We start from the raw sequence: 12,578 nt of genomic DNA, 5'->3' as shown, positions 1-12,578 counted from the left end.
GGGATCCCGTGCGCGAATACGGCGTGCCCCCGATCAGCACCGTCGCACCCGACGAGAGCCTGACCGACATGGTGTGGGCCAACGCCGAGCGCTTCGCCGACGCCGTCGCCTTCCGGCGCCGGGTGGACGGCACCTGGATCGACGTCACCACCCGCGAGTTCGCCGACCAGGTGCTCGCGCTGGCCAAGGGCCTGATCGCGGCGGGCATCCGCCCCGGCGACCGGGTGGCGCTGATGTCGCGCACCCGCTACGAGTGGACGCTGGTCGACTTCGCGGTCTGGGCCGCGGGCGGGGTGACCGTGCCGGTGTACGAGACCTCATCGGCCGAGCAGGTGGCCTGGATCCTGGCCGACTCCGGGGCGGTGGCGGTCGTCGTCGAGGACGACGGGCACCGGCGCACCGTGGAGGGCGTGGTCGACCGGCTGGGCGAGGTCGTGCGGGTCTGGCAGATCGAGCCCGGCCACGACTGCTCGATGGCGGAGCTGGCCGAGCTGGGCGCCGACCTCCCCGACGCCGAGGCGCACGCCCGCCGCCGGGCCGTGGGCTCGGCCGACCTGGCCACGCTGGTCTACACCTCGGGCACGACCGGGCGGCCCAAGGGCGTGGAGCTGACCCACGCCAACCTGCTGGCCGAGATCCGCGCCGACATCGCCGCGTTCCCGCACCTGCTGCGCCCGGGCAACTCGATGCTGGTGTTCCTGCCGCTGGCCCACGTCTTCGCCCGCGCGATCGCGCTGTGCTGCGTGTACGCCCGCACCACCGTCGGCCACCTGCCGGACGTCAAGTCGCTGGTCGCCGACCTGTCGACGTTCCGGCCGACGTTCGTCGTCGCCGTGCCGCGGGTGTTCGAGAAGGTCTACAACTCCGCCCGGCAGAGCGCGCGCGCCGCGGGCCGCGGCCGGGTCTTCGAGCTCGCCGAGGCGCTGGCGGTGCGCTACAGCCAGGCGCTGGACAAGGGGCCGGTGCCGCTGGGCCTGCGCGTGCAGCACGCCGTGGCCAGCCGGGTGGTCTACGCGCGCCTGCGCGGGGTGCTCGGCGGGCGCTGCGTCGCGGCGATCTCCGGCAGCGCCCCGCTCGGCGAGCACCTGGCGCACTTCTTCCGCGGCATCGGCGTGCCGGTGTACGAGGGCTACGGGCTCACCGAGACCGCGGCGGCGATCTGCGTCAACACCCAGCCCGCGTTCCGGGTGGGCACGGTCGGCAGGCCGGTGGCCGGGGCGCGGGTGGCCATCGCCGACGACGGCGAGGTCCTGCTGCGCGGGCCGATGGTCTCCCCCGGCTACTGGCGGGGCGAGCGCACCGGCGCGTGGTTCGCCACCGGCGACCTCGGCGAGCTCGACGCCGACGGCTACCTGCGGATCACCGGCCGCAAGAAGGAGCTGATCGTGACCGCGGGCGGCAAGAACGTCGCCCCCGCGGTGCTGGAGGACCGGGTCCGCAGGCACCCGCTGGTCAGCCAGTGCCTGGTGGTCGGCGACCGCCGCCCGTTCATCGCCGCGCTGGTCACCCTGGACCCGGACTTCGCCCGGCCGTGGGCGGCCGAGCGCGGCAAGTCGCCGGAGTCCCTGCCCGAGGACGCCGAACTGCGCGCGGAGCTCCAGACCGCCGTCGACGAGGCCAACCGGGCGGTCTCGCGCGCGGAGTCCATCCGGGCGTTCGTCGTCCTGCCGCGGGACTTCACCGAGGAGGCCGGCGAGGTCACCCCCAGCCTCAAGCTGCGGCGCGACACGATCCTCAAGACCTACGCCGACACCATCGCCGCGATCTACGACCGCCGGTAGGCGGGCTCCCCCGCCAGCAGCCGTTCGAGGCGGGCGGTGCGGTCGCGCCACGACCAGGCCCGGCGCATCCACTCCCGGCCCGCCGCGCCCATCGACCGGGCGCGGTCCGGGTCGGCCAGCAGCGCGGCCACCCGCTCGGCGACCTCGGGCACCGAGCGGCCGTCGACCACGTGGCCGGTGTGCCCGTCGTCGACCGTCTCCGGAGCCCCGCCGGAGTTGCCCGCGACCACGGGCAGGCCGGTGGCGGCGGCCTCCAGGAAGACGATGCCCAGCCCCTCGACGTCCAGGCCGCGGCCGTGGGTGCGGCACGGCATGGCGAACACGTCGCCCGCGGCGTAGTGGGCGGGCAGCTCCGACCACGGGACCGAGCCGGTGAACACGACGTGGTCGGCCACGCCCTCCTGGGCGGCCAGCGACACCAGCGCCGAGCGGTAGGGCCCGCCGCCGACCAGCAGCAGGGCCGCGCCCGGCACCCGCTCGCGGATGCGCGGCAGCGCGCGGATCAGCACGTCCTGGCCCTTGCGCGGCATCAGCCGCGACACGCACACCACCACCGGCCGGTCGCCGAGGCCGTGCCGGGCCCGGATCTCGAGGCGGGCGGCCTCGTCGGGGCGGTACAGGTCGGTGTCCACCCCCGACGGCAGCAGCTCCAGCGCCGCCAGCGGGCCGAACGCGGCGGCGAAGCGGCTGCGGGTGTACTGGCTGACGTAGGTGACCACGTCGGTCGTCGAGCCGATGCGGCGCAGCGCCTGGCGGGCCAGCGGCAGCATCGACCAGCCGACCTCGTGCCCGTGCGTGCTGGCCACCGCGCGCTCCGCGCCGAGGCGGCCGAGCAGGGCCAGCGGGGCGGCCGCGCCGTACCAGACGGTGCCGCAGCCCTCGGCCCGGATGATCTCGCGGGCCCGGCGGGCCACCGCCGGGGTGGGCAGCATCAGCTTGCCGGGGTGGCGCACCACCGGGAACGGCTGGCGCGCGTCGAACTCGGCCGCCCCCTCCCACGCGGGGGCGTAGACCACCAGGCCGGGCAGGCGGGTGGCGAACGAGTGCAGGTAGGCCTGGATGCCGCCCGGCCGGGGCGGGAAGTCGTTGGTCACCAGCAGGGTGCGGCGCATCAGCCCAAACTAGTCGAGCGCCGCGGCGGCCCGGGCCACCGGCTAGCCGAGCACCTCGGCGAGGTGCTCGCGCCACCGGTGCAGCAGGGCGGGCCGGTCCAGGCCGATCGCGCCGAGCAGCAGCGCGTCGGTCTCGGCCGCCGAGACCGGGCCCGCGCCCGCCACCGACCGGTACAGCTCGACCAGCTCGCCCTCGCCGAAGCGCTCGGCGATGAACCGGGCGATCGACCACGCCTGCTGGTAGGCCAGGTCCAGCTCCTTGTCCCGGGCGCGGAAGGCGCGGTCGTCGGGCAGGCCCGGCGGCGGGCCGCTGGCGCGCACCTGGGCGGCCAGGTCGGGCGCGCCCTGGGCCAGGGTCAGGCCGCTGTCGCGGTAGCCGACGTAGTCGGCGAAGCCCTCCAGCAGCCACATCGGCGAGCCGTCCACGGTGCGCCCGCGCGCGGCGACGTGGGTGATCTCGTGGCGCAGGACGACCTTGAGCGAGGCGACCGACAGCGCCCGCGCCCCCACCGGGCTGAGCACGACCCGCTGGCCGACGGCGAGGTTGGCCGCGGTGTCCACCCGGTCGGCGGTGGCCACGGCGACCACCGACTCCACCGGGAAGTCCGGGCCGACCAGCGCCCGCATCTCCGCCGGGCTGTCGGGCAGGATCAGCGCGACCTTGCCCGACCAGTCCCCGCCCCACACCCCGGTGACCGACCGCACGGCCGGGTCCAGCTCGCGGACCAGCCGGTCGACCATCGGCTGGCTGCCCGGGTGGGCCAGCACCAGCCCGGTCTCGGTCGCCACGACCTGGCAGGGCGCGAAGTCCCACGGGCCGCGCCAGGTCCGCCTGCCCAGCTCGGCCAGGGCGGTGTCGGAGTGCAGGTACCAGTCGTCGCCGCGGCGGGCGAACAGGTAGCCCATGTCGCGCGCGGTCGGCACGGAGTCCACCCCGCGCAGGGCGTAGTGCAGCTCGACCCCGGGCGCCCACAGCTCCGCCGCGGTCGGGTCGGCGTCCGGCAGGCCGGTCAGGTCCAGCACGTCGGCGGCGTCGACGGCGTAGGACCAGTGCGCCAGCGGGACGCCGTCGAGGTTGTCGAACAGGTCCTGCTGCGCCTCCCGGAACCAGGGCTCGGCCTGCGGGTCGACGGTGGCCAGGAAGGCGGCCTCGTCGCGGTCGCGCACGGCGGCGGCGCGGCGGGCCAGCAGCGCCGAGACCGCGTCGCCGCGCACCACGTCCCCCGCGGCGGGGGCGGCGGGCGGCACCGCGCCCATCGGCCGCCCCTGGCCGGACTGGCCGGGCGGGCCCGCGTCCTCGGCGGGCAGCGACACCAGGGCGACCCCGGCCGCCGCGATCACCGCGACGACCGCGCCCAGCCACGCGCGCGTCCGAGCCCTGGAGGCCATTGGCGCATCGTAGGGGAGGAGTGGAACGGGGCTGTAGCCAACCGGCTACAGCCCCGTCACCTCGCCCTGGTCGGCGCCGTGATCAGCCGACGATGCGCTTGGCCCCGAAGTAGTCCTTGCCGCCCCCGTCGATGGTGTCGGTCTTCACCGGCACACCGAAGGTCGAGGCGTGCACGATGCGGCCGCCGCCGATGTACATCGCCACGTGGTGGATGCTGCTCGCGCTGTTGCCGTAGAAGACCAGGTCGCCGGGCCGCAGCTCGCCGCGGGACACCGACACGCCCACGCCCCACTGCGCGCGGCTGGACCGCGGCAGGGACACCCCGGCCTCGCGGTAGGCGTAGACCATCAGCCCGGAGCAGTCGAAGGAGTTCGGCCCCTCGGCGCCCCACTCGTAGGGGTCGCCGCGCTGGGCGAGGGCGGCGTCCATGGCCACGCCCGCCGCGCCGGGCGGGGCGATGTAGGTGCCGTTGTCGCTCGGGCCCTGCAGCTCGGCGTTCTCCTGGGCGGTCAGCCGCTGCAGCGCCTGGTCCACCTCGGACATCTGCTTGGCCAGCTCGTCGCGCTTCTTGGTGATGTCGGCGGTGAGCTTCTCGGCCGCGGCCTTGGCCTCGGCCGCCCGGCGCTGGCCGTCCTCGGCCTGCTTGCGGGCCTCCTCGGCGGTGGTGACCGCGGAGGTGTAGGCCGAGAGCGCCTGCTCGCTGTCGGCGGCCAGCACCGACAGCGCCGAGGCGCGCTCCAGGAAGTCGTCCGGGGAGTCGCCGGTCAGCAGGGCGGAGATCTTGTTGAACCGCGCGCCCTGGAAGGACGCGCTGGCCAGGTCGTCGACCTGGCCGCGGAAGGCCTCCTCCTGGTCGCGGGCCTTCTTCTCCAGCGCCTTGGCCGCGGCGACGTCCTTGGTGGCCTTGTCGTACTCGGCCTGCTTGGCCTTGAGGTCGTCCTTGGCCTTGAGCAGGTCCTCGTTGACCTTGGCCGCCTGCTCGTTGAGCTTGCGGTACTGCTCGACGGCTTCGGACGAGGTGGTCGGGGGCTGCGCCATCGCGGGTGAGGGGGAGAAGCTCACCACCGCGACGACAGCCGTGACGCCCATGGCGCTCTTCAGGGCTCGCTTGAGTCGATGCGACGCCACGTCGCGCGTGCTCCTTACGTCCTCTGACCGCCTCGCCTGCTGGCGCAGACCGCGGGGGACCGGTCCGGCCCGGGGGCCGAGCGGGGCGGCGATTCCGCGTCGTCGCCCCGGGGTAGGCGACGGGCTGCCGCGAAATCTCGGACAGGTTACGAAACGTGAGCCACGCCGTCCACCGACCGTGCCGCGAACGCCCGGAGATTCGCGCCGAACCCCCATCAGAGCAGTGCTGACTGCACCGTGTGATGAGCGCAACAGCCCAGTTCACCCGATCGGTGAACCGCTCACCGATCGACTTCGACCGCTCGCCGAGCCGCCGATTTCACCCGGGCGTGTCGGGATTCAGGCCGACTTCTCCACCGGGGTCAGGCGCAGCCGCGGGATCATGCCCGCGTCCGCCAGCGCGTCGATCGCCGCCCGCTCGCACGGGTCGAATTCGACGGTGGGCGGGGCGCCCAGCAACACGCTGATCACGCAATCGCGGCACGTGTCGGCGGCGCGGACGGCGCACCGGTCGCAGTCGATGACCATGACCGAACTCCTTTCCCGGCTCCTCGCTCACCGCTGGAAGCTACGGCCGGGCACCGACAATTCTCAGCCGGTGTATTCCCAGTGCCACGGCTCCTCGCGCCCGCGCCCGGCCTGGGCCCACGCCGGATTCGACCAGCCGAAGAGCCCCGCGTTGGCGGCCATCCACCGGTATTGCGGGGTGCCGAAGGACTCGATTCCGCCGCACAGGTCCACCGCCAGCCCCCATCCGTGATTGCTGGTCCCCGGCACCGCGGCCAGCGCCGGTTTCTCGGCGTAGAGCCGCACCTGGGCGGCGAATGCCCGATATGAGTCCGTGATGCACACCGGCCTGCCGAATTCGGCGGCGAACGCCGCCGACAGCGCCTGGTAGGCCGCCGCGGCGTCGCAGCGCAGGGCGTGCGCGCCGACCCCGATCCGGCACAGCGCGGCCTGCGGGATCAGCCCGTTGGGGTAGCCGCCCCACGCCCCGGCCGCCTCCCCCGGCCCGCGCGGCGGGAGCTGCACGCCGCCGCAGCGCCAGGTCAGCCCGCCCGGCTCGGCCGCGGGCACCGGCCGGGCCGGGCGCGGCCCCAGCGCGGGCCGGGCGAAGCCGACCACGGTGTCCGGGCCGGGCAGGTCGGTGACCACGACCCCGGCGAGCCGGGCGTCGGCGGCGAGCATGGCCCGCCCGTCGAGCACGACGCCCACCGACTGCACGCCGAGCCGGGTCGGCCCGATGAACACCACGTCGCCGGGCTGGGCGTCGGCGGCCGGGATCGGGGCCAGCGTCGCGTACTGCTCGCCGATGAGCCCCGGCACGGTCTTGAAGGCCGCCTTGACCAGGCCGTCGCAGGAGTAGGCCACCGGCCCCTCCCCCTTGGCGGGCACGTACGGCTTGCCCAGCGCGCCGATCGCGGTGCCCACCGCCGCGATCGTCTCGGCGGGCAGCACCAGCAGCCGCCCGCCCCCGGGCAGCGCGGCCTCGGCGACGCCCGCCTGCGGGCCGCCCTCGCCGGGCAGCGGCCGCAGGCCGGGCGGCAGCCGGGCGGGGTCGCGCAGCGCAGCCGCGGGCGGCGCGACGATGCCCGCGGCGGCCAGCCGGTCGGTGTAGGCCCGCCAGTTGGCCGCGGTGGCCGCGTTGCGCTCGCGCTGGGCGCGCTGCGCGGCGACCACGGCGGCGTCGGTCTCGGCGATGCGCCCGCCCATCTCGCTGGACACCGCGGCGGCCCGGTTCGACGCATCCGCGGTGCGGCGGTCGAGGTCGGCCCTGCGCTGGGCGGCGGTGTCGCGCGCGGCCAGCGCCGAGCGCTCGGCCGCCGCGGCGTCCGCCTGCCGCTGCAGGGCGGCGACCAGCGTCGCCTCGGTGTCGGCGCGCATGCGCTCGACCAGGGCGCTGCCCTGCAGGAAGTCGGCGGCGTCGTCGACGACGAGCAGCACGTGGAAGCCGCCGGGGCGGGCCTGGGTGGCCAGCAGGGCGGCGGTGAACCGGTCGACCTCGGCCTGCCGGGCCGCCACGACCGCGTCGGCGGCGGCGCGCTCGGCGCTGGCGGCCTCGGCGGCCTCGGTCGCCGCCGCCAGCTCCTTCTCCGCGGCCTCGACCAGCCCCGCGAGGTCGGCCAGCTCCCGCTGCACCTCGGTCGCGGTGCGCTGGAGGGCGGCGACGGCGGGGTCGGCGAACGCCTCGCCGGGCCGCGGGTCGGGCACCGGCGCGCCCGGCCCCGCGCCTGCCTCGGGCCGCGGCGGCTGGGTCGGCTGGGCGCTCACCGGGACCGGCGGCGCCGCCACCGCGAGCAGCACCGCGGCGGCCAGCACGCGCGACAGCATCGCCCTGGTCAACGACGCGCCCCGCGCTCAGATGCGCCCGAGGCGGGCCAGCAGCACGGCCGAGGGCACCGGGTGCGCGCCCCGCCTGCGCACCGAGTCGGCCACCGCCCGGTCGGAGGTGGCGACCACGACCGGCCTGCCCTCCGGCTCGGCGGTGACCAGCGCGCGGATCACGTCGTCGGCGAGCACGCCCGGGTCGCTGAACAGCACGCGGACCCCGCGCGGCGCGGCGACCGGGACGGCGACCACGCCCGCGCCGTCGAAGACCAGCGTCACCTCGGCCGAGGTGCGCGCGGCCAGCGAGGCGAGCTGGCGCACGAGCCGGTCGCGCTGGTCGGCCAGCGACAGCTCGGGGTAGCCGGTCTTGGTGACGTTGTAGCCGTCGACCACCAGGTGCACCGACGGCAGCGCCAGCAGGCGGTCCAGCGCGGCCGGGTCCTCCACCCGCCCGGCCATGCCCTGCGCGGCCGTCGCGCCGCGCACCAGGTCGGCCGGGCGCGGGCCGCCGCCGCCCAGGGCCAGCTCGCGGCGCAGGCCGGTGACCGCGCCGTCGAGGGTGTCCACCAGCAGCGCCAGCCGCACCTCGTCGGCCTGGCGGGCCTCGCGGGCGGACTGGCGGGCGATCTCGGCGTCGGCCTCGGCGCGCTCGGCGCGGGCCCGCTCGTGCTCGACCCGCTCGCGCTCGCGGTCGCGCTGCTCGGCCACCGCGGCCAGCTCGGCGTCGACCTCGGCGCGCAGCCGGGCCAGCTCAGCGGCGGCGGCCGCGGCGGCGTCCTTGGCCTCGCGCAGCTTGACGCCCTGCTCGCGCAGGCGCTTGCGCAGCCGCTCCAGCTCGGCCTCGCTCTCGGCCCGCACCCGGTCGACCGCGCCCGCGGAGTCGTCCAGCAGGGCCTGCACCCGGGCCAGCTCGGCCTCGGTCTTGCGCAGCTTGGCCACCGCCGCGTCGCGCTCGGCGCGCAGCGCGGAGTCGGCCACCCGGCGGCCGATCAGCTCGACGTAGTGCACCGCCGAGTCGTCGTCGAGCAGCACCGCCGCGGCCGCCGCGGCCACCGGGTCGCCGCCGCCGACGTCGAGCGCGGCGGGCCGGTGCTCCCGCACCCAGGACACCACCGCCGTGCGGAAGGCGGGCAGGTCGCGCAGCGCGCCGATGAGCGCGCCCGCGCCCAGCCGCGCCCGCTTGGTCGGGGCGAAGCGGGCCACCGCGCGCAGCGGCTGCGGGACGTCGACGGCGGGCAGCGCCCCGACCGCCTCCGCCCCCAGCTCGGCCAGCCGGACCCGGACCGGCTCCGGCAGCCCGGCCCAGTCCACAGTGGAGTCGCGGGCCCCGGCATCGGGGTCCGCGCTGGGCTGCGGGTCGGCGGGCGGAGCCATTTCTCCAGATTAGTCGTGGACGGTAACGACGCAGTGCGCGCACCGTCGAGTTCCTGCCGGTCGGGATTCTGCCTGCCGGGTTTCTGTCGGTGCCGTGATCTAGCTTCGACCCGATGACTGGGCAGCTGACCTTCGACGAGCTGGGCACGCCGCTGCGCGAGACCACGTTCGTGGTGTTCGACCTGGAGACCACCGGCGGCAGCCACGAGACCGACGCCATCACCGAGTTCGGCGCGGTCAAGGTCCGCGGCGGCGAGGTCATCGGCGAGTTCGCCACCCTGGTCGACCCCGAGCGCGGCATCCCGCCCGAGGTCGTGGCGCTGACCGGCATCACCGAGGTCATGGTCTCGGCCGCCCCCCGGCTGAGCACCGTGCTGCCCGCGTTCCTGGAGTTCGCCGCGGGGTCGGTCCTGGTCGCCCACAACGCGGGCTTCGACGTCGGGTTCATCAAGGCCGCGTGCGCCCGGCTGGGCTACCCCTGGCCGAAGCCCACGGTCGTCTGCACGGTCAAGCTCGGCAGGCGCGTGCTGAGCCGGGAGGAGGCGCCGAGCTGCCGCCTCTCCGCGCTGGCCGCCCTGTTCCGGGCGGGCACCGTGCCGATCCACCGCGCCCTCGCCGACGCCCGCGCCACCGTCGACGTCCTGCACGGGCTGCTGGAGCGGGTCGGGTCGCTGGGCGTGCAGTCGCTGGAGGAGCTGCTCGGCTACCTGCCCGAGGTGACCGACGCCCAGCGCCGCAAGCGCACGCTGGCCGAGGACCTGCCGCACGAGCCCGGGGTGTACCTGTTCCGCGGCCCGTCGGAGGAGGTGCTCTACGTCGGCACCGCGGTCGACCTGCGCCGCCGGGTCCGGCAGTACTTCACCGCGGGCGAGACCCGGCGCAGGCTGCGCGAGATGGTGGCCCTCGCGGTCCGCGTCGACCACGTGACCTGCGCGCACTCGCTGGAGGCCGAGGTGCGCGAGCTGCGGCTGATCTCGGCGCACAAGCCCGCGTACAACCGCCGGTCGAAGAACCCGCACAACGCCTGGTGGGTCGTGCTGACCGACGAGCCGTTCCCGCGGCTGTCGCTGGTCAGGGGCCCGCGCGAGGGCGCGCTGGGCCCGCTGCGCAGCCGGGCGCTCGCCGAGGACGCCATGCACGCCCTGCAGCAGGCGACCGGCATCCGCCCGTGCACCGTGCGCATCCCGGCCCGCTCCCCCTCGGCGACGCCGTGCGCCTTGGCCGAGCTGGGCCGCTGCGGCGCGCCCTGCGCGGGCCTGCAGACCGCCGCCGAGTACGCCCCGGCGGTCGCGGGCGTCACCGGCCTGGTCGCGGGCGCCCTGACCGACCCGCTGCGCCTGCTGGAGAACCGCCTGCTGGACCTCTCGGCCGCCCAGCGCTACGAGGAGGCCCGCACCGACCGCGACCGGATGAGCACGCTCATCCGGGCCCTGGACCGCGGCCAGCGCCTGGCCGCGCTGGCGCGCATCGCCGAGCTGGTCGCCGCCCGCCCGGACGGCGGGGGCGGCTGGGAGTTCGCCGTGGTCCGCCATGGCAGGCTGGCCTCGGCGGGCGTGGCCCCGCGCGGGGTGGCGCCCATGCCGGTCGTGGAGCAGCTCGTGGCCTCGGCCGAGACGGTCTTCACCGGTGAGGGCCCGCTGCACGGCGCGCCCCCGGAGGAGGTGGCGGTGATCCTGCGCTGGCTGGACCGCCCCGGCACCCGCCTGGTCCGCACGTCCACGCCGTGGTCGGAGCCCGCGCACTGCGCCGCGACCTGGCGGCGCTGGCTGGAGCGGGCCGACCACGCCCGCGGCTTCGCCGCGCGGGCGGCTGACTCCGGCTGAGCTAGTCGTCGCCGATGGCGAAGGCGGCCTCGGTGTCGCGGCTGGAGTAGGAGCGGAAGGCGATGTGGGTGTCGGTGTCGAGCACGCCCTTCACCCGGCCGATGCGCCCCGGGACCAGCTCGGCCAGCGTCTCGTGGTCGCTCACCCGCACGATGGCGATCAGGTCGACGTCGCCCGCGCAGGAGTAGACCTCGGTCACCCCGTCGATGTCGGCGATCGCCTGGGCCGTCTCCGGGATGCGGTCCGTGGCGGCGTAGATGAGCACGATCGCCGTGACCATCGAAATCCTCCCCAACTCTGCCGGTCCGCCCACCCTAGTCCCCGCTACCCTGTGCCCGTGCAGACCCCGGACGAGTGGCTCGCCGACTTCGAGCGCAAGGTGGCCGACCTCCAGCAGAAGGCCACCGAGTTCAAGCGGGACCTGGAGGCCGCGGGCAGCACGCAGGTCTCCGACGACCGCACGATCACCGTCACCGTCGCCCCCAACGGCGCCCTGCTCGACCTCAAGCTGGACGACGCCGCCACCGCCAAGCCCGCCGCCGAGCTGGCCGCGGAGATCCTGAGCACCGCGCGCAAGGCCCGCCAGGCCGCCGCGACCAGCGTCGCCGAGGCGTTCGTCCCGCTCGGCGGGGACCGCGGCATCGTCCAGCGGGTGGAGCCCGACCCCGAGCCCGCCGAGCCCGCGGCCAAGCCCGCCCGGGAGGACGACGACTACAGCGAGACCACCCGCGTCTTCGACGACGAGCGCTGGTGAGCTAGAACCGGCCCGCGAACAGCAGCCGGACGACCTCGGAGGTGGTCTCCCGGCCCTCGTCGTAGCCGCCGTCGCCGCGCAGGTCGTTGAGGACCACCACGGTGTAGCGCTCGGCGGGCCCGACGAACCCGATGCTGTTCATCACCCAGCCGGTGTCCTCCTCGGCCCAGCCGTTCTTCGTCCCCGGCCGCGCCGCCGGACCGGCCGACCACACCCCCCACTGCTGGTTGGGCGCCACCGCGCGCATCCGGTCGACCAGGAACGCCCGGTCATCGGGGTCGAGCGAGCCCAGCACGAACACCAGCAGCCGGTCCAGGTCGTCCGCCGTGCACTTCTGGAAGCCCCAGTACGGGAACACCCGCCCGTACCCCGGCTGGGGCCGCAGCGTGGCCAGGCCAAGCCGCGGGAAGTGGGCGTTGAACAGCTGGTGGTCCTCCCCCGAGTACCGCATCCACAGGTCCGTGGCCGCCTGGTCGTCGGAGTCGTACAGCATCGCGGCCAGGTCGTCCCGGTCCTGCGCGGTGAGCGCGATCTCCCCCGCCCTGGCCCGCACCAGCAGGTCGGCCGCCATCGCCAGCTTGATGGTCGAGGCCGTCCAGACCTGCTCGCCCGCGTGCTCGTTGCGCCAGACGACCCCGGCCTCGCGGTCGCGCACCACGATGGCCGTCGCGCCCGGGCGGTCCGCGGCGTAGCGGCGGGCGAGGTCGAAGCGGCGCTGGAAGTCGCAGTCGAACCCCGACTCCGGGTGCGGGCAGGCTTCGGCGCTCGTCACGGCGGGTGCCTCCACAGGGGTCGACGGGGTTCCGCAGGCGGTCAGCACCACCAGCATCACCGCCGGTGCCCGTCTCATCACTCCGACACGCTATCGCGCCGAGGGGCGGCACCCCG

At 76.0% G+C, this 12,578-nt stretch carries 11 protein-coding genes; 3 read left to right on the top strand and 8 right to left on the bottom strand.

Annotation, left to right across the window (positions count from 1 at the left end):
• Positions 1-8: 8 nt before the first annotated feature.
• Entirely contained in the window at positions 9-1,781 is a 1,773-nt protein-coding gene (locus ACWEPX_RS15150) for an AMP-dependent synthetase/ligase (protein ID WP_451897748.1), read from the top strand.
• Here ACWEPX_RS15150 and ACWEPX_RS15145 read toward each other — a convergent pair.
• The 6 genes from ACWEPX_RS15145 to ACWEPX_RS15120 all read right to left on the bottom strand — a co-directional run bounded on the left by ACWEPX_RS15145 (position 1,766) and on the right by ACWEPX_RS15120 (position 9,113).
• Positions 1,766-2,893 (bottom strand): glycosyltransferase family 4 protein, encoded by a 1,128-nt coding sequence (locus ACWEPX_RS15145; RefSeq protein WP_451897747.1) that lies wholly within the window; start codon positions 2,891-2,893, stop codon positions 1,766-1,768. The two genes, ACWEPX_RS15150 and ACWEPX_RS15145, sit on opposite strands and share 16 nt — an antisense overlap.
• A 42-nt stretch (positions 2,894-2,935) precedes the next feature.
• Entirely contained in the window at positions 2,936-4,282 is a 1,347-nt protein-coding gene (locus ACWEPX_RS15140; RefSeq protein ID WP_451897746.1) for a basic secretory protein-like protein, read from the bottom strand.
• A gap of 82 nt (positions 4,283-4,364) precedes the next feature.
• Positions 4,365-5,372, bottom strand: coding sequence for an NlpC/P60 family protein (locus ACWEPX_RS15135; RefSeq protein ID WP_451897745.1), 1,008 nt, complete (start codon positions 5,370-5,372; stop codon positions 4,365-4,367).
• Positions 5,373-5,750: 378 nt separating this feature from the next.
• Entirely contained in the window at positions 5,751-5,939 is a 189-nt protein-coding gene (locus tag ACWEPX_RS15130; protein ID WP_451897744.1) for a hypothetical protein, read from the bottom strand.
• Positions 5,940-6,002: 63 nt separating this feature from the next.
• Positions 6,003-7,754: a D-alanyl-D-alanine carboxypeptidase family protein gene (locus ACWEPX_RS15125; protein ID WP_451897743.1), complete on the bottom strand. Its 1,752-nt coding sequence runs from the start codon at positions 7,752-7,754 to the stop codon at positions 6,003-6,005.
• A gap of 15 nt (positions 7,755-7,769) precedes the next feature.
• The gene (locus tag ACWEPX_RS15120) at positions 7,770-9,113 is read right to left on the bottom strand and encodes an NYN domain-containing protein (protein ID WP_451897742.1); all 1,344 of its coding nucleotides are present in this window, start codon (positions 9,111-9,113) and stop codon (positions 7,770-7,772) included.
• A 113-nt stretch (positions 9,114-9,226) separates the two neighbouring features.
• On the opposite strand from ACWEPX_RS15120, the gene ACWEPX_RS15115 reads away from it, so the two are divergent.
• The gene (locus ACWEPX_RS15115; RefSeq protein ID WP_451897741.1) at positions 9,227-10,936 is read left to right on the top strand and encodes a DEDD exonuclease domain-containing protein; all 1,710 of its coding nucleotides are present in this window, start codon (positions 9,227-9,229) and stop codon (positions 10,934-10,936) included.
• Between the two features lies 1 nt (position 10,937).
• Here ACWEPX_RS15115 and ACWEPX_RS15110 read toward each other — a convergent pair whose 3' ends face one another.
• Positions 10,938-11,216, bottom strand: coding sequence for an Lrp/AsnC family transcriptional regulator (locus tag ACWEPX_RS15110; RefSeq protein ID WP_451897740.1), 279 nt, complete (start codon positions 11,214-11,216; stop codon positions 10,938-10,940).
• A 57-nt stretch (positions 11,217-11,273) separates the two neighbouring features.
• Between ACWEPX_RS15110 and ACWEPX_RS15105 the strand changes: the two genes are divergently transcribed.
• Positions 11,274-11,690, top strand: coding sequence for a YbaB/EbfC family nucleoid-associated protein (locus ACWEPX_RS15105; RefSeq protein ID WP_451897739.1), 417 nt, complete (start codon positions 11,274-11,276; stop codon positions 11,688-11,690).
• Position 11,691: 1 nt separating this feature from the next.
• Here the strand turns inward: ACWEPX_RS15105 and ACWEPX_RS15100 are convergent, their stop codons facing one another.
• On the bottom strand, positions 11,692-12,540 hold the full coding sequence (locus ACWEPX_RS15100; protein ID WP_451897738.1) for a tat pathway signal sequence: 849 nt from the start codon (positions 12,538-12,540) through the stop codon (positions 11,692-11,694).
• Between the last annotated feature and the right edge of the window lie 38 nt (positions 12,541-12,578).

This window comes from Actinokineospora sp. NPDC004072 (assembly GCF_053604195.1).
Note: the sequence above shows the minus strand (reverse complement) of the source record. Positions and strands in the feature narration are given on the sequence as shown.

Bases quoted from the DNA above. Each gene is read 5' to 3' on its own strand.
- ACWEPX_RS15140 (WP_451897746.1), bottom strand. From the start codon at position 4,282: ATGGCCTCCAGGGCTCGGACGCGCGCGTGGCTGGGCGCGGTCGTCGCG.
- ACWEPX_RS15130 (WP_451897744.1), bottom strand. From the start codon at position 5,939: ATGGTCATCGACTGCGACCGGTGCGCCGTCCGCGCCGCCGACACGTGC.
- ACWEPX_RS15110 (WP_451897740.1), bottom strand. From the start codon at position 11,216: ATGGTCACGGCGATCGTGCTCATCTACGCCGCCACGGACCGCATCCCG.
- ACWEPX_RS15100 (WP_451897738.1), bottom strand. From the start codon at position 12,540: ATGAGACGGGCACCGGCGGTGATGCTGGTGGTGCTGACCGCCTGCGGA.
- ACWEPX_RS15145 (WP_451897747.1), bottom strand. From the start codon at position 2,893: ATGCGCCGCACCCTGCTGGTGACCAACGACTTCCCGCCCCGGCCGGGC.
- ACWEPX_RS15120 (WP_451897742.1), bottom strand. From the start codon at position 9,113: ATGGCTCCGCCCGCCGACCCGCAGCCCAGCGCGGACCCCGATGCCGGG.
- ACWEPX_RS15135 (WP_451897745.1), bottom strand. From the start codon at position 5,372: ATGGGCGTCACGGCTGTCGTCGCGGTGGTGAGCTTCTCCCCCTCACCC.
- ACWEPX_RS15115 (WP_451897741.1), top strand. From the start codon at position 9,227: ATGACTGGGCAGCTGACCTTCGACGAGCTGGGCACGCCGCTGCGCGAG.